Origin of the sequence: Candidatus Pantoea communis (assembly GCF_011752685.1) — a bacterium.
GTDB lineage: Bacteria > Pseudomonadota > Gammaproteobacteria > Enterobacterales > Enterobacteriaceae > Pantoea > Pantoea communis.
This window is the reverse complement of record NZ_VWXC01000015.1, coordinates 88,777-106,046: the sequence shown is the minus strand read 5'-3', so window position 1 is coordinate 106,046 and position 17,270 is coordinate 88,777. Positions and strand designations below refer to the sequence as shown.

Annotated in this window: 11 protein-coding genes; 5 read left to right on the top strand and 6 right to left on the bottom strand. The window is 54.3% G+C overall.

Going from position 1 to position 17,270, the window contains the following annotated elements; translation table 11 throughout:
- Positions 1-213: 213 nt before the first annotated feature.
- A complete protein-coding gene (locus tag F3J37_RS19265) occupies positions 214-2,340 on the bottom strand; it encodes a putative bifunctional diguanylate cyclase/phosphodiesterase (RefSeq protein ID WP_240154139.1) in 2,127 nt (708 codons plus the stop codon).
- 526 nt (positions 2,341-2,866) lie between these two features.
- The gene (locus tag F3J37_RS28165) at positions 2,867-3,106 is read right to left on the bottom strand and encodes a transcriptional regulator (protein WP_072016992.1); all 240 of its coding nucleotides are present in this window, start codon (positions 3,104-3,106) and stop codon (positions 2,867-2,869) included.
- Between the two features lie 356 nt (positions 3,107-3,462).
- Here F3J37_RS28165 and F3J37_RS19255 point away from each other — a divergent pair, with 356 nt between their 5' ends.
- Positions 3,463-3,669, top strand: coding sequence for a DUF3606 domain-containing protein (locus tag F3J37_RS19255; protein WP_034823401.1), 207 nt, complete (start codon positions 3,463-3,465; stop codon positions 3,667-3,669).
- Positions 3,670-3,949: 280 nt separating this feature from the next.
- On the opposite strand, the gene F3J37_RS19250 is transcribed toward F3J37_RS19255, so the two are convergent.
- Positions 3,950-4,099: a hypothetical protein gene (locus tag F3J37_RS19250; protein ID WP_155287977.1), complete on the bottom strand. Its 150-nt coding sequence runs from the start codon at positions 4,097-4,099 to the stop codon at positions 3,950-3,952.
- Positions 4,100-4,484: 385 nt separating this feature from the next.
- Here F3J37_RS19250 and F3J37_RS19245 point away from each other — a divergent pair, with 385 nt between their 5' ends.
- Complete coding sequence (locus tag F3J37_RS19245) at positions 4,485-6,266, top strand: bifunctional diguanylate cyclase/phosphodiesterase (RefSeq protein WP_034823400.1); 1,782 nt, start codon at positions 4,485-4,487, stop codon at positions 6,264-6,266.
- Positions 6,267-7,764: 1,498 nt separating this feature from the next.
- On the opposite strand, the gene F3J37_RS19240 is transcribed toward F3J37_RS19245, so the two are convergent.
- Together F3J37_RS19240 and F3J37_RS19235 are read right to left on the bottom strand one after the other, a co-directional pair.
- Entirely contained in the window at positions 7,765-9,318 is a 1,554-nt protein-coding gene (locus tag F3J37_RS19240; protein WP_166935118.1) for a sensor domain-containing diguanylate cyclase, read from the bottom strand.
- Between the two features lie 505 nt (positions 9,319-9,823).
- On the bottom strand, positions 9,824-10,138 hold the full coding sequence (locus F3J37_RS19235; RefSeq protein WP_034823397.1) for a hypothetical protein: 315 nt from the start codon (positions 10,136-10,138) through the stop codon (positions 9,824-9,826).
- 2,362 nt (positions 10,139-12,500) lie between these two features.
- On the opposite strand from F3J37_RS19235, the gene F3J37_RS19230 reads away from it, so the two are divergent.
- On the top strand, positions 12,501-12,689 hold the full coding sequence (locus tag F3J37_RS19230; RefSeq protein WP_034823396.1) for a hypothetical protein: 189 nt from the start codon (positions 12,501-12,503) through the stop codon (positions 12,687-12,689).
- A gap of 212 nt (positions 12,690-12,901) precedes the next feature.
- Here F3J37_RS19230 and F3J37_RS19225 read toward each other — a convergent pair whose 3' ends face one another.
- Positions 12,902-14,074, bottom strand: a complete 1,173-nt coding sequence (locus tag F3J37_RS19225; protein WP_034823395.1) for a glycosyltransferase family 4 protein — start codon at positions 14,072-14,074, stop codon at positions 12,902-12,904.
- 987 nt (positions 14,075-15,061) lie between these two features.
- Here F3J37_RS19225 and F3J37_RS19220 point away from each other — a divergent pair.
- Together F3J37_RS19220 and F3J37_RS19215 are read left to right on the top strand one after the other, a co-directional pair.
- A complete protein-coding gene (locus tag F3J37_RS19220) occupies positions 15,062-15,820 on the top strand; it encodes a DUF481 domain-containing protein (RefSeq protein ID WP_034823394.1) in 759 nt (252 codons plus the stop codon).
- 932 nt (positions 15,821-16,752) lie between these two features.
- On the top strand, positions 16,753-17,265 hold the full coding sequence (locus tag F3J37_RS19215) for a glycosyltransferase family 9 protein (RefSeq protein ID WP_052127442.1): 513 nt from the start codon (positions 16,753-16,755) through the stop codon (positions 17,263-17,265).
- The last annotated feature ends 5 nt before the right edge of the window (positions 17,266-17,270 follow it).

The following is a 17,270-nucleotide window of genomic DNA, read 5'->3' as shown; positions in this document are numbered from 1 at the left end:
GATAATACCAGTGGGCGCCTGTCATAAATGTCGGCCATACACTGCTCGCAGCCTCATGATCAGAACCCTTCTTTACTATGACCCTTCCCGTACGGCTGCAGACGACACTAATATTGGACCCGATTTTATTTGTAGAATTTAAAGAACGGTTGTTTCCTTTCTCCATTTTGTTTCTCACCTCTGATGCGCAGCGACGGTAACTCCCCCGATTAGTCATTTGTCCATGATTGTCATGCTGGCGTTTTCCGCGGCAAGCAGAGCTTCAAAGGCCGCTGCTGTAAGGGGCCTGCACAGCCCGTTGCCCTGCATGATGTCGCACTGAGCGCCAGTTACGAACGCCCTATGCCCCACATCCTCCACCCCCTCCGCCGCCACGCTGAGCCCGAGGCTTTTCCCCAGCTCCGCGATGGCCCTGAACATCATACGCACGCGCATGTTGGTATCGAGCTCAAGAGTCAGCGACTTGTCAATCTTGAAGCCGCTGACGAAGCCGTGTCGCAGCAGGCTGATGGCGCCCAGCGTACGGCCGTAATGATCTATAACAAATGCGGCCCCCGTGAGCCGGATGGCTGCGAACTGCGCCGGAGCATCCTGAACGAGCTCTGCCAGCAGCGGCTCATCAACCTCCAGGTCCACAAAGACGGCGTCGCCGCCTGCCGACTCCCGCAGCACGCTTTCCAGCCCGGGGTCGGAAAGCTGTCGCGGGAACAGGTTAATGCTGACCCGAAGCTCCGGGCAGCGGACCTGCCACTGGCGGACCTGCGCCAGTGCGGTGCGGATAATCCATTCACCGAGCGTAACGGACAGCGGGCTTTTCACCAGCATCTCAATAAAATCAGCGGGCAGCAGCAGGCCGCGGGCAGGATGCTGCCAGCGCACCAGTGCCTCGCAGCCGAGCAGGCGGCCGGTAACAGCGTCATAACGCGGCTGGTAGTGCAGAATGAACTGCTGCTGGCGAACCGCGGTTTCCAGCTCGCGCTCAAAGCGCCGGCGGCGCTGCTCCGCCGCCAGAAATTCAGGTCGGAACAGGACGCTGCAGCCCTTACCCGACGCCTTTGCCCGGTAGAGCGCCAGGTCCGCCGCCGACATCACGGCCGACGTGTCCTCTCCGTGTTCAGGATAGGCAGCAATACCTGTGCTGGCGCCGACCACCACAGGTGAGCCGTGGTAACTGAAAGGCCTCTGCACCGCGGCAATCAGGCGATCTGCCGTCAGTCCGGCACCGCTACTTCCGCCCGGCAGCAGGATGATAAACTCGTCGCCGCCGAGCCGGGCGGCGGTAACCGCTCCGGGGCACGTCTGCCGGATCTGCTCCGCTACGTGACAGAGCAGCGCGTCGCCGGCGGCGTGCCCGAGCGTGTCATTGACTTCCTTGAAGCCGTCCAGATCGATCATCAGCAGGGTATAAGGCACGTCGGCCTCCGTCAGCTGCCCCAGCTGCTGCATAAACGCACCGCGGCTGGCCAGGCGTGTCAGCATGTCCAGTGAGGCGAGTTCGCAGAGACGGGCCTCGCTCTCATGCCGGGCGGTAACGTCGCGGATGATCATCCCCACCAGGCGTTCTCCGCCCTCCTGCCAGCCTGAGAACGATACGTCGGCCGGAAATTCCCGGCCGTCCCGCCTGAGCCCCCATATCTGTAGCGTGCGCGGCTGCGAAATCGCCGCCTCGTCGGCCGTCAGGCGCTCCAGCTCGTTGCGGTAGTCGGTCTGGCAGCGCTCGGGAATAAGCCCTGCTACATACTGACCCGCCATCTCCTCCGGCCCGTAACCGAACATCGCGGTGGCAGCCGGATTCCAGAAGGTGATGCCCTGGCGCAGGTCGGTGCAGATGATGGCGTCCGGGGAAGTGGCCGAGATGGACTCCAGCCGCTGCTGGCTGGCGTGGCGCAGCAGTTCAAGCCGGTGGACCTCCATCCGGTCCATTACCAGCGCAGCAATGTCGGTCAAATGTTGCCGATCCGCGTCCGTGAGCGGCGGGCGCGGCTGCGTGTCGGTCAGGCACACGGTACCGATATGGTGCCCGTCCGGGGTAGTCAGTGGGATCCCCGCGTAGAAGCGAATGTGCGGGTAGCCGTGCACCAGCGGGCTGTCGCGAAAGCGCGGATCGTCCAGGGCGTCGGGCACGCAGAGGATCTCGCCCTGCGCCAGCGTGTGGTCGCAGAAGGCGACGCTACGGGCGGTGCCGGTAATGTTAAGCCCGTAGCGGGATGCAAAAAGCTGCCGCTGGTCATCAATCAGCGAAACGAAGGCGGTGGGTACGCGAAAAAGGCGCGCGGCGAGCGTGGTGAGGCGGTCCAGCGCGTTTTCCGGCAGCGCATTCGCCTGCTGATAGGATGCCAGCGCCGCGAGGCGGGCAACCTCGTGGTCTGATGTCGGGCGTTTCAGGGTCTGTCCCCCCAGAGGTCGAATGAGCTGTGGCCGGCATGACACAGCAAAAAGGGGACTCGTTCAATCAGACGGGGCCGCAGAAATGCCTGCCGCCCCGCCGCCGGAAGAAAGGTCCGTCAGGCTGCCCCGCCGCCGCGGGCGGGGTCAGGGATATAGTGACTCCCTGTAGTACGGGCATCACGAAAATGTAATTTCAGGACCATTCCTGGGCGCGTTCAGCGCTGCAGGGAGGCGCACCGCCGGCAGATAACGCAGTCGGTGTGCCGCAGGCGCGCGGACTGAAGCGCATGCCTGAGCGAGTAAAACGTGCCAAGAAAGCGGACTCCGCCGGCTTCAGCCAGCCCGACACAACCCGCGCAATGCACCTCTTCGAGAGCGGTGCGTCCGCACCGCTTAGTAGTATTTACCGCTCATGTTCTTATTCTCTTATCGGCCGGGTCCGACTGAACTTCAGCGAGCCGTCAGCGTACAGAGGCTGCTACTTTTTCTTTTGCGGCACAAGGGCATAATGCGGATGTCGCCCGGCGAGCAGCGGCAGGAGTTCGTACTCCCCCTGGCTCAGGGGTGCGGAATTTTTTGCCGCCTCTTTCATCTGCCAGACGCGCAGGCTTAGCTCAAACCGCTCAGCGGCGGCCTCCTGTGACAGTCCAGCGGCAAGCCGCAGCTCGCGGACGTCGGAACCGACCGCAATGGGCCGGTATAAAAGCTGATTTCCCAGAAGATACTCCTTTTAGATAGGCAGACCATAACGGACCGTCAGGAAAAAAAGACGGGGGCCGCCCATATTCATTAAATTATCTTAATATAAATCCCGTAGTGCAATGCGTCATGAATCGTCAGCGGGGTAATTAACAGCAGGTACGTCATTTATTTTTATTCTGCTAAGTCAAATCAGCCGAACAGCTCAACGGGCATATTATCCATACGACCAGGAATCTTCTCCTTTTTTTACGAAATCCTAACACAGGGATTATTCCTGTTCTTTCTGGATGATTATTCGCCAGGATAGGCAGATTTAGTGGTGGCCGTATTTATAGCGCCGCCACACCCTATACCGATAAAAAGGATAACCTGATGAAAAACCGTAATTATATCCAGCGACGGGTACCCCCCGACCTGAGCCGAATAGACATCCGGGAGCAATGGCAGATCACCTTCTGGACGCTGGAGCTCCGTACGACTCAGGAGCGTCTGACCCGGGCCGTGCGGGAGGCGGGCCCGGAAGCCGACCGCGTGCGGGCGTGGCTGGAGAAAAATCCCCCGCCGGGCACCACACGTTAATGATGCCCGAAGGCCACCCACTCGCCTTTGGATGGCGGGATAGCCGGTCTTAAGCTGACCGGCGGGGCGGACGCTGCGGCAGCCGTGCAGCCCTCTTCTTCCAGCACCTTAAACGGGTAATGGCACCGCCCAGCGCGGTCGTCTGCCCACTCAGGTTGCCCGTGGTGGCGGAATATTCCTGTACCGGGGCGGCGTTCTGCAGCGTGATGCGGTTAAGCTCCGCGACCGCCAGCGTGACCTGCGCTATGCCTTTGCTATTCTCTTACGGGGCCAGATCTATCTAGCCAATCAGCGCGTTGACCCCGCCGAGGCCGTGCAGCACCTCGTTCATGGTGGCATCGCCGCTGTCGGCGAGGCGGTACATCTCACGCAGCGTCATCGCGCCGTAGCTGCCGGCCCGCGCCACTGCTGTCAGTGAGAGGATCATCATTCACAGCACGACGCGGCGGATAGTAAAGTGTCTAAGCAGCTGCATAAGGTTTCCCCGGTGTTGTTATTTTTTAAAAAAAAACATTATCATTTATTTTTGATTGCGCGCGTGATTACGTTGTACGCTACATTTATTTAACAGGAGTCTGGCAGGAATAATTAAAAAAGGACACCCCCCGAGGATAAAATTAAATAATCGCGTTACTTGAAATAATTTTCTAAACAAAATAAGCATGACATCAGACCAGACAACGCCTATAGTGAGCGCCATAAGAAAGTTTTTAATCGTGTTTTCCTTTCGCAGTTACTGCCTTTTATAACGGTACGTTACCGTCCACTTTACCTTTTTAATTTCGCACCGGAACCAGGCCGGGGCGGAGGAACCCATGCTGATGAATCTTAACGGCGACGACGATCGCCGCACGCGGGCGCTGAAAGCGCTGCGCAGTCCCGATGAAAGTCGCGATGACGTGCTGCGCAAGTTTGTCCGGCTGGCCAGCCAGGCGCTCGGCATCCCCGGAAGCTTTATTTCCGTGCTGGACGACGAGCACCAGCACGTGCAGGCCGCACACAACTTCGCCCTCACGCAGTCCTCGCGTGAAGACTCCCTTTGCCGCCACGCGGTGGATAATGATTGCGCAGTGGTGGTGCCCGACACCTGGCTGGACGCCCGCTTTGTGACGCACCCGCTCATCACCGGCGCGCCCTACATCCGCTTCTATGCCGGCGTGCCACTCAAAAACCGGGAGGGGATCGTGCTCGGGACGCTGTGCGTCACGGACACCGCACCGCACCCGTTTGGCGCTGAGCAAGTCACCACCCTGAAGCTGCTGGCCGCGCTGGTGATGTCGTTTCTGGAGGCCTGGCACTCCGCCGGGTTTGCTGACCCGGTCACTGCCCTGCCTAACCGCCAGCGCCTTATCCGTGACCTTCAGTATCTGGCGGTGGCGGGGGACAATACGCCGCGCCGGCTGGTGCTGATTGACTGCATCGACATGCCGCGCGCCTATGAGCTCGCGCGTTCGATGGGCATGGGTCCGGTGGAGAGCCTGCTGAAGGACGTAGCCACGCTGCTGCCGCTGCGGCTGCGTCCTGCCACTGGCGAGCTGCTCTACACCGTTGCCACCGGCCGCTTTGCCGTGCTGACGCGTGACGACAGCCGGCTCACCGCGGACTGGGTGGCAGGACGACTGGAGGGGATCAGCGCCGACCTGGGCGACGGCATCGCCGTGGCGCTCAGCACCCACACCGGCGAGGTGGCCTTTACCACGGGCAGCATTACGGCGCAGGAGGTGCTACGCCGCGCGGTCAGTGCCCTGCACGAAGCCATCGGGCGCGGCGTTCCCGCGATGCGCTTCAGCCCGGCATCCGATGCCCGTCACACCCAGGACTTTACCCTGATAAACGATCTGGCAGCCGCTCTGCAGGAAGACAAAGGTCTGTGGCTCGCCTACCAGCCCAAAATCTGCCTGCAGAGCGGGCGCCCTGTGGGCCTGGAGGTGCTAGCGCGCTGGCGTCACCCTCAGCGCGGCGAACTTTCTCCCGCGCTGTTTGTGCCGCTGGCTGAGCAGACTGAGCTGCTCAGCACGCTTACAGCCTGGGTAACCGATCGCGCGATCGCGCGCCTTGCCCGCCTGCGCAATAGCTGCATCCAGCTCCCGTTGACCATCAATGTCAGTTGCAGAGACTTTTCGCGTGAGGGTTTTGCCGACGCACTGGAAGCAAAAATGATCAGGGCAAAGCTGCCCACTTCGCTGCTGGGCATAGAGTGCCTGGAGACCGAGCGCATTATTGAAAGCCCGGCGGCGATGCAGGGTCTGGAGATGCTGAAGCTCAGGGGATTTGGCATTTCGCTGGACGACTTCGGCACCGGCTACAGCAATATCAGCTACCTGCGGCGCATGCCGCTGGACGTCATCAAACTGGACCGCACGCTCATCAGCGAAATCTCGTCAGACACCGCATCGCGCATCATCGCGCGTAGCATCATCGCGATGCTGAAGGAGCTGGATTACACGGTGCTGGCAGAGGGGGTGGAGGATGCAGAAACGGTTAACGCACTTACGCAGTACGGCTGCGACCAGGCGCAGGGCTTCTTCTATTCCCGGCCGCTGCCGGAAGGTGAACTCGACGAGTGGCTGGGCTGGAAGCTGCGTGGTCAGTGCTGACAACGGCCGCGCAGGAATGAGCTACCCTGCTGACGGAAGGCTGCCTGGGAATGCACAATGACCTCATCAACATGGCCTGGCTGTGCATGCTGCGCAATGCCTCTTCAGGCGCCTAAAGCTCGGCAATGATACGGTTGCCGGTATTAAGCCTGTAAGCGCGGATGTAGGCAACCGTGCTGATGGCCATTGATGGCGCAACGCGTCACCAGAACAGTCAGTAACAGCTTCAGGGGCAGCTGGATCAGATTCTGCGGGCTACCGAAGTCCGGACTCAACTTGCGACGCCGTTAATAGGCAGCAAAAGCAAAAAAGGGGCACTGACTCAGGGAGATGATAAAAAAGTCCCGCAACCTGACCAGGTATGTCGGGCGGAAAAAAGCAAAGAAATTCGCGACAAGGATCATCGCGGGATGACGGTAACATAGATGAAAAAAACATTTAATGATTTGTTTCACTCCTGACGATTAGAGTCTTAACAGTCAGGAAGGTGATTATTAGCGTAAAAAAACCGCGCTGATGGGCGCGGCATAGCAATGCGGATTTCATACTGCAGTTGTTATTAGAATCAGTAGAAGCTTAGTTCGTGTGAACCCTTCGTCAAGCCTGATGACTAGCCTATCTGTAAACCGACCAGACAGATAACTTTACTGACTGTCATCTGTGAGGGCGCCTCAGATGAATATCCTGCTACACATCAGCTGGAGCGTACAGGCGTTAAATCATTGCAAAAGAACCATTGCTAAAATAAGCGTTGTAGCACACGGCTCTCTCAGGGTTCAGAGATAATGACTTCTTCTGCTCAGGATAAATGAAAAGAAAAACGAATTTTATAAAAAAGTTATTTACGTGGGAGCATGTGTGCAGTCCGGAACAATGTACGGCCTGCTGACGTATACTGGCTCAATTGCTGCCAAAATTTACGTTATGTCAGACTCAGGTTTTTTCTCGCACCGCCTGCTGCTTCCCTGACATTTGCTGCGTTGCTGGTCCCGCTTAATCCTGGCATCGTACGCCATAAGAACCCTTTTTCCCCTCACCGTCAGGCGGTAGCACTCACTGACCCTTCGCCATTCTTCGCCGTAAAAAAATTCGGCCAGTCGCAGTCTTACCAGCATCGCCATTACGGCAGGCATTTTGTCTGCCGGTACCGATTCTCTTTCCTGCATCAGGGAAAGAAGACGAAAATGCTTTGGAGACAGTTTTATCATAACCTTGTTACAGTGCTGTTGCTTATCCGGCGAATCAGGTCATAGAGATGCAGATTATAACCGCAAAGGCTCTCTCTGTTAATGTATGGCGCTGATTGCAGCAATGCAGTTAAAGAACAGAGTCACTCCTCACACTATTTCCGGTTGCTGAGCATCAAACAATAAAAACAGCGCAGAGGGGTGGCCCTCACAAAGAATTTTACATTGCTCTGGACCTTCATCGCGGGCCCCCCTGCGACAGAAATGCTGCCAAAAAAGAAGAGTGCTCATGATCCCTGCTCTTCACGACGTCAGACACTCCCGGGACCTGCTACAATCACCGCGTTACGCCCTGCGCTCTTCGCCTGATAGAGTGCTTCATCTGCACGGCGAAGCATTGTATCCCTGTCTCCGGCACTGTCTGCCAGCGCGGCTACTCCGGCAGAGACCGTCATGACCCCCACGTACGGGAACGTTGTGGAGCTGACTAATTCGCGGATGCGCTCCGCTGTCCGGGCCGCATCTTCCACTGACGTCCGGGGCTGAAGGACAATAAACTCTTCTCCACCAAAACGGCTGACCACGTCACCCGCGCGGCAGGTCTGCCGCAGCAGGCCGGCAAGGCTTACCAGTACCGCATCACCCGCTTCATGGCCGTACCAGTCGTTGATTTTTTTAAAGTGGTCGATGTCAATAGCTATGACGCACTGAGTTGCGTCATCACGGTCCCTGTCTGCCAGCAGCGTAAAGCCACGGCGGTTGCAGAGCCCGGTAAGCGGATCGCTCATGGCCTCGTCGCTGAGCGCAGCCATGCGAGCCGCCACCGCGTGACGGTGATACTGTACGGCTTCCTTCAGGCTGTCGGCTTCATAATACCAGGCCGGTACCGAATCGAACGACGCTTCACTGCCTTCATTTCGCACCATACCGGCCAGCTTCTCCAGCGGATAGGCAATACGCCCGGCCACCAGGATCACCAGAGCGACCGTCAGGACAATGATCCCCAGAAGGAACCACAGCGCATTTTTTGCGGTTCGCACCAGGATATCCCGGACTGTTTCAGAGGTTCCTGCAATGAAAATGTTCCAGTCGGTATTATGCAGGCTGGCGTAGCCCGTCAGGAACTTCTGCCCGTCAACTTCCGTGCTGAACCGCCCGCTATCCGTGGTGGCCAGTCGCTTCTGCAACGCTGAGTTCAACGCCATTCTGCTTCCCACTCGAGCCGGGTCGTGACTGAATATAATGAGGCCGTCATTGCTGACGACGGTGACGCTGGATCCGCGGGCGTAAAAATGCAGGCTGAGAATGTCGCTCAGCATGCTCTGCTTTTTGAGGTAGATAGTGCCGCCTATGTAGCCCAGATAACTTCCGTCCGGTGTAAACAGAGGCTGCGACAGGAAGATCACGTAGTTACCTGTAGCAGAGGTATAGGGCGATGAGATAAACGGCTTCTGCGTGGTAATGGCCTGTCTGCTGGCGTCGGAATGCAGCTTTATGCCGATGAGGCGAAGGCTTTCCGGCGAGGTCGCGGCGATAACGGCGTCGCGGTTAACCACCACTACGGTATTAAAAAAGCCCGACTGCAGCCGCAAGCGATCGGTCTCGTCCCGAAGGTGTCCCGGATCGTTAAGCCCCTTAATCTGCCCGGCGCTCCAGGCGAGCTCACGCTGCGCAGTGCTCAGATAACGATCGGTGGTGTCGGCGAGCTTGCGCGCATAGGCGATATTACTCTCAAGCAGGCTGTCCTCAATGTTGCCCTTCTGAAAAATCAGCAGCGATCCGAGCAGCAGGCAGGCGGTCAGTATCACTCCGCCGACGGAAAGTAGTATGAGCAACGTACGGAGACGTAATTTACCAGGAAGCACAGCGACCAAAGTCCGCAGGAAGTATTTTTACAATATAACGATAAACCACCTGATTGAAGCCGCAAGTACACCAGTAAAAGGCTGCCGTTTAGAGTGTTAGATAGCATGACCTGTACGATATACACTGCCTCATATGGAAGAAGCTGGCTTCCGGAAGCCATCTCTGAAACGGGCTGATTTCATGTCTGCAAGGTAACCGACCTGATCAAAAGCCCGGTTATCTTAATTTGCAGGAATTTGTCAGGGGCTCAAATCAATGAGATATTACTGACTGGTCTTCAGGCCGAACGTTATGCAACATTGCTGTCACACCTCCACTCCAACTCAAGAGTTGAACCCCGCTCACCGGCTTAGGCGCGCGTCTTTCTGAGAGAAAGTTTTCACTGACCACACAGAAAAACAGCCCGCGCAAACGGGACCTTAGACTAAAGTAGGGATCTTCGGGGGTATATCTAATGCTAATAAGCGCGATAGCCACTAAGCTTATGAAGCGCCTGAATAGCCATCAAGTATGAGCCGTTCTTTTACCCGAACGGGATACAAGAGCATTTTGCTTGTAGGATTTTATCCTTGAAAGGGCAAACCGGATGACATTAATCCAATGCGGGTCAGCAGAGATTAAAAGAGACCTCTTAAGAGAGGTGTGCAGCTCACTCCATGTCGCAACCCGGTCTCCGGGATCTAGACCAATCTCTCCGCTCAGATGCATTAGTGCTGCATTTATATCAGATTTGATGATTTGATATTCCTCTCCTGATTGATGCAGACAAGCCAGTCTTTTTATCTGAACTTCATATTCAACCGTAAGTAAACTGTTCATCTGTACCCTCATCTGAATCCCGGAATTAACGATAAGTATAGGTTAAAGAAACTGTATAAATTAAAATTCCCCAATAGATCCTTTCAAGGCCAAATGTGGTCATTCCAGTAAACCGCGGATCGCAAGGCATGCTGCCTCATGCGCTGATGATGACATTACCTCCCCACGGGACACTTTAATGATCCAGCAACCGGATAAAGGATTTATCTGACCTAAAATCGACTCCGTATTATGTCAGCGATACGGTAATGCTGAACTGTCCGGTGAGAGTTCGCAATATTCTCTGATGTCAGGATACCCAGCAGTTTCTCTTTTCGGTAAAGTGAGATTTCGTACGCTGACAGGATGCCTTCAGCGCAACGCTTATCAGAACCAGCTGTCATGTGAATCGAATATCCATGACAGCACGTGGGTAAAAACGGTTAAGAAATAAAAGGAAAGCGAAGCCTGAACACAGACAAGGCGGTTTTCCTGATGCGGCCGTTGAAAGTATGTGTAACAAGGAAACCTCCACCGTTACGTTCAACAGAGATAACCTGCGTCATGAGTTTCTTATAAGATGAAAAACTACCAGAGAAATATTTCCCTACCATTTCGCATGGAAGAACGTCATTATAGTTCATAGCTGTCTGATGTGACCTGAATTTCCAGTAACGGGAAATTAATTTTAGCGTAAAGCGGACTTTTTGCACTTCCCGCTCGCAATTTTCTAATTTAATCACATACGGAGTGCAAAAAACTACTTTCGGCTAAAAGGGTCAGACTAAATCTTCTAAGTACAGTAAGGCCTCTCAGCGGGATCAATAACAAATTGAATTATTCAATCTGATATCATAATCCCCCCTAAAAGGGGCTGTGACAATCAGAATATGTGACCCGATGAATATATTTGAGAAAGAATATTTTAATTAATTCATGGCTGTCAGGCTTGATAGGTAGCAGAACCTGCAGCTTTCATGGTAGGTGTAATTATGTGCACTGGCCACAAAGAGCTACTGACCTGTCCGAGTCAGGCTACCTGATGATGATCCTGTCGTGGCAACTTTTTGTTGGGATTTTTTCTTTAATGACACAGTTAATCGGCTTGAATCAATCAGGAATTTGTCGACCGGCAAATGACAACCCACCTTGTTGCTGAGAATTGTGGTATTTTCAACATACAGAGTCGTCGACTGCTTCAGAGCTATCGTACAGACGGTACGACGGTCATGGCTGAAAGGTGACGCGGCTGGCCCAGGAAATATTAACCGCCTGCAGGCCTTCCTGAACGTGCGGTTCAGCTCATGCGCGAGCGCTAACCTGATTTGTTCCTACGCTTAATAGCGAGAAGCTTGCCGGGCTGTGCGGCGTTGTATTGTTTAAAGATATTGTGCGAATACTGCTGACGCAGTCATCCCTCTGGATCTGCAGACAATGCGACCTTAAAATTCAGCAACCGCGATATCAGCGCGTATGTTTGTGAGTTGACTGACCTAAAGATTTGCGTCACTGATTGTACCGCTTCGCTGGAATTTTTACGGGCTCATCCTAATATCAAAATGTCGCTTCTACTTCTCTGTATTAACGGCATACTCCGATTGATCATGATTGGCACCCTATGTGCAGCCCGGACGCCATCAGTGCCGGGCTTTTTTAATTACGAAACTATCACTTCTGAAACCGCACCAAATCGGCTAATCCATCCAGTAAATTCTTATCATGGAACTTTTCAAAACGCTCAAGTTTATGTTGCTATAATAGCGACGTATTCATATACACACAGCAAGCGTTATGCGTACGAAAAGAGAATTTCCAGTTGAACGAATTTTTTACCCGCCTCTGCGCGGGTTTTTTTTGTGACTAACGACTGGACTATTCAGGAACCACCTCTATCATAAGAGCGTTCCGGTTCTCCTCGGAATTACCAACATTCTATCGCTATATCAGGCATTTAATTATGCCGCCCGGGCTTATTTTTTGTCCCCAAAACTGTCACATCTGTATTCAGGTATAATCGGGACTTACTGTCTTAAGGATTTCTGATATTTACAATAAGATCCAAGAGTTAACACTTTACATACGTGGTTAATTCTTAATGCTAAAAATCATACCATTACACTAAATTCAGGTTATATAACGATCTCAGTTTTTTCTAATAGCGTTCCATATCTCTTCAATATGAGTGATGTGATGTTGTACATCACAAACCGCAGTTGAACGCCCGTTCCATTTTCAGAAGCGGTTTATTTTCTTCGCCAGGCGGCTCAGATTGCAACTTTTGTTGCTGGAAAGTGCATGATGGTAACAAACCAGAGGGTTCGATAGTTACCCCCAAAGATTGCCCGCGCTTTAGCTCACTCGCTGTGCGGGCTTTTTTACTGCTATGGTTTACATTAATTACCGGCGTGAAAGAATCGCCGCATGGGGCGAGTACCTCCGGCGCCGGCATCATCCGGCGTATCGATGTCGCTGGGGTGGCTTTCTGCCGCCGGCGCGATCGCTGCTGCTCACCTCGCTGGTGACCGGGCTGACCAGCTTCTGGATGCTGGCCGTGCCGCTGCCAGTCATCTAAATTCTTTCTGAGGAGGCTTCCATGCTGCTCAGTCCGGGGACATCAGGGCTCAATATCCGCACATCGGATGACAGCATGTCTGGCAGTGAAAGGGTCACGGCAGTACTGCACCCAAGGTTTTACGTGCTCCCTGACGACCCGGATGCCATGGGGTATCAGCGTCAGGGCTGTCGCGACCAGAATGAATGCCAGGATCCATCCGGGTACATGCTTCATTTTCTGGCAGGTTCCGGCATTTTTTCTCCCCTGTACACCGCGTTCAGCCGCTGCTGAAAAAGACGGGGATCGTGCTCTGCGCGTATGCGCCTTAATGAACCTGCTGACTTACTCTCAAGCTGGGCCCTGTTTTTCATGATATCCATAATTATCCTTTTAAGCTGTTCTACCATGCTTATGCGCAGCCGTTGTTTCTCTTCCTCAGACTTTACGCTCAATTCGAACGATCCATTCAGCGGGCAGCGTATCATCCAGCCCGCTTCGTCCGGATTAATCTCCGGTAGCGCCCGGATGTTTGTGGTGATCACCGGACAGGCGCACGCCTGCATTTCAAGGACGGAAAAACCGTAGGTGTCCTGCCACGTGGGCAGCAGCCCGACGTCAGTGGACCGGATAAGCTGCAGTACCGCGTTGTTGGCCAGAGAGGTGAATGGCTGGAAGACCGGCGTTTCGCGGAGCGCTTTTTCGATGCTTCCCCGAAACGTCGCGTCGTCCTGAAAATTTCCGTGCGCCACGTTGTGCGTCCTGCTCGTGTCGCCCACGATATTGACACGCACATCGTTCGCGCTGAGCGCGCCTTCCCTGAGCAGCTGACTGAAAGCAAGCACGACTTCAGCGCCTCCCTTCCGGTAAAACTCATTTCCCACAAAGGTAAAGGTCAGCGGGCCTCCCACCGTCTTTGCGATCCTCTCCTGCAGAACCGGCTGAGGGGGATGCAGGACGTGCAGTTTAGGAAGGATAGCCGACCGCTCAGCCGGAAAGTGCTCAAGTAACTGCAACTGGATTTGCCGGGTGGCTTCGGATATAGCGATGATACCCCTGCAGCCCGGTGAGCTGACATGCCTGAGCTCCCGGGACAGTTCGGGATTGGTGAATTTATCAATCCCCCTGATCGGAAGGACACGGGGCAGTTCGGTTTCAAAGGTTGCCACCCAGCTGCCCGCACCGGTTGCGACTTCATTGAATAGATGAATGATGTCGGCGTCATCTAAGGAGAAAAAGGGAAATGGACGAAAGATAAACAGTTTGTTGCGGCGCAGTAACCTCTGTCTGACAGCGTTGGCCCAGGTCCAGACATTCCTGAGTCGGTAGTCCAGATAGTCATGTAAACCGTCAGTCAGGATGTTTCTTTTTTCAGGGTAACCCGTACCCCCCACGATGATTTTCATATTTCCCCCGGCGTGATACAAATCGGCAAAAGATGAACGCAACGTAAATTAACTTCTTATAACGTAAAGATATCTAAATGAGACTTTTGATCAGATGACAATAATTTTCCAGCAGCGGTTTCACATTCAGGGAACATTCAGAGAAATGCCCGAGCAGTGCAGATTGCAGGACAACCCGGTTTAACACGGGATCCGGGCCTCTACCGCGCAGAAAGGTACTTCTTAGGAACAGAATTTTTCAGAAAGTTCTGGTACTGATACTTGTTTCTGGAGGAACACAGTTCAGGCCTACAGCCACGACGCAGGGGCCGGAACGTAGTATTCGGGAGGAAGTGATAGCCGCGCACCGGGAGGGTGGCGTTGCCTGATGACAGAACAGGTGTTTCGCGCGGAAGCGGGTGGGCCAGTTATTTACAGGCGAAATAATGGTGCAGCAACTCAGGGATTAAAGGGTGATGCTACTCACCTGAAACATTGATGTTTCCACCCGCAGGGCACTGATGCGCTCTTCTATACGGATACCATTTTTCCCATGCAGCTTTTCAGCGCTCCTGCCGGGTTGCATGCGCTGCAGTTGAGTCACCCGTACCCTCATCCGCTTCATCTCTCTGACGGATGGCAGGCTGGATGGAGAGCCTGTCTGTGACCCGGCTGATGCAGATGGTCGCGCTGGCTGCCATCACCTTTGTTTCTGAGTCAGGGGGGCATCCTAAGTCAGGTAATGGCGCCGCGATTCGGAAGATGACGGGCTCCACGCACCATCCCGCTGGTCGGATCCCTGAGCCCCGCACTCGTGGCTGCGCTGGGTAACGGACTGACCCGCGTCTGTGTGCCGGTCGTGCTGCTGGCCGAGGTCACACAATGGCGTGAATAACCCCTCCCATCTTTATGAAATCCTTAATGATTTTTACGATGCCTTAGCGACTTCCCGCAGGAAAAGATTTTCAGTCCGTATAAGCTTTATTTTTTTACATGTGAGCTGATGAATTGAAAGCATTGACCTCAATGCGCGGCATGCCATTGTTTGCCCTGAGCCTTTTTTCGGCGGGGGCCCCGGCCAGCGTAGACATTTTTACCGTTCCTGATGATCCTTCCACGGCTGAAAGTGATTTTGCAGGTAACGTTCAGGGCAGCTACGCCCATCAGGGAGGTAATTCCCGTACGTCCACCCTTTCGGCTGATTCAACGCTGACCTGGTTTGATAGGGCGAACGCTTACAGCCTCTGGGGAGAAGCCTACAACTACAGCTCTGATGACACCCGCTCCTCCGAGAAATATCAGGCGGGCCTGCGCCTGCGGCATAACCTGGACGGCAAAAATTTCCTTTTCGGACAGAGCGGGTGGTCAGGCGACAGATTCAACGGGTACCGAGGCCGCTACACCACGGTAGCCGGATACGGTAGGCAGATATTCAGCGGGCCGCTTCATACTCTGCGCGCTGAGGTCGGCCCTGGCGTCAGGCATGATGAGTTCACTGACGGAAACGAAACGACCAATGCGCTTGCCTATACTGCCCTCAGCTATTCTTACAAACTCACTGACGCTGCTTATTTTATACAGGGCGTTTCAGTGCTTGCTTCCAGGGATTCCACTCTCAATTCCGAAACCGGCCTGAGAGTCGGCCTAAATAAAAGGTTCGCCCTGAAAGTGACGTATAACTACACGCACAATTCCATGCCGCCTTCCACGGCGCCGGATAAAACCGACACAAAAACGCAGGTTTCCATTGTTTATAACATTCCCTGATGCAGCGATGTTGCATTCCGGAACCGGGACATCAATTTTCGCTCCCCCTGGAGATACCTTATCAAACCACGCGTTCTGCCTGACATCCTATCTGATACGCTGATGGCTTCTGAGGAGATGAAGATGAGAAAAATGGTTCTGCTGCTAGTGGCGTTAAGCTGAACAGTACCACTTTCCGACGGGATATGGCCCTAGCGGCGGGTCCGGAGGCAGGTCAGGGTGACATTCAGCATCTGCGTAATACAGACAGCAGGCGGAGTCAGCGGCCTGCCTGATGATGGACGTTCGGCGGGCCTCAGACAGTAAGATTGCTCCCTGAGGCCAGGTGAACTTCATCAGGGGGAATGATGCAGTACGTTTGCCCGCCTTCCGGGGACACCGCCGAAAACCTTCCACTCCAGGGGCTGACACACAGTCACATGAACGATGTCAGATTGTTTCCAGAGCATCACTACCGTCCCGGAAAGCAGGGAGTTTAGACGCGCTTCAGCGGTGGCCACCTTCCGCTCAGTCGGCTGACCTCAGCCAAAAAAGTCCGGATAATAACAGTAGCTCAATGCCGGACATACAGCGCGCCGGCGACCATGTATATGCGCATTGGTCATCCGCCCGTCAGCGCAGCTTCAAATAATGGCCAGTAAGACCGTTCTGACGCCGGGATGATTTCTGGTCTTAACAGCTTTAACCGTATACGGCCTTATGGCGACTGCGTAGTGTCTCAGAGAAAAGGTCAGACTTCATGCTTCACGCAAAACTCGGTGTCAGGAATATTGTTCTGAGAAAAAAATTTATCCGCGACAGCGGAAGTTATGTCAATTGTAAGCCTAATGCACTGAATACGAAATTCGGTGAAAAACCTTCAGGCCTCCCTGAACGGAAATGATTACCCGAACTCTTACCCTTCGTTAATCATTTCAAAAAGGTAATTTAAGGTGAAGATACTGGTCATCTGCAGAGACAACATAGGCGACAGCATACTTGCCACGCCGCTCATTGCGCACCTGTCCGCCATCCACGGAGCGACCACAGATGTGCTGACAAACAGCTATGCATCGCCGGTGTTCAGCCATAATCCGCATATCCGTAAGGTGCATGAGTACAGCAAATCCAAACACTGTAAAAACCTGATCAGCGTTATCATGGCTGCCGCCGTACGAATAAAAACCATATTCAGGCTGAGAAAGGAAAAATATGACGCGGTGATTATCGCTAAATCGTCCCGGGATTCGCATTCGGTCAAGTGGGCTGCCGGCATAGGCGCTAAGCGCGTTATCGCATTCGGGGATGAAGCACATCCGCTGATTGACAGGCTTGTGTCCCGGGCTGAGGGCACCCTGCACGTTGCTGAAATGCTTTTCAGGCTAGCTGCAGCCGTAACGGACGTACCGCCGCTGCGCCGGTTTAACCCCGGGAAGAGCAGCGTCTACCCGGCCCTGATCTGGTAAAGAAG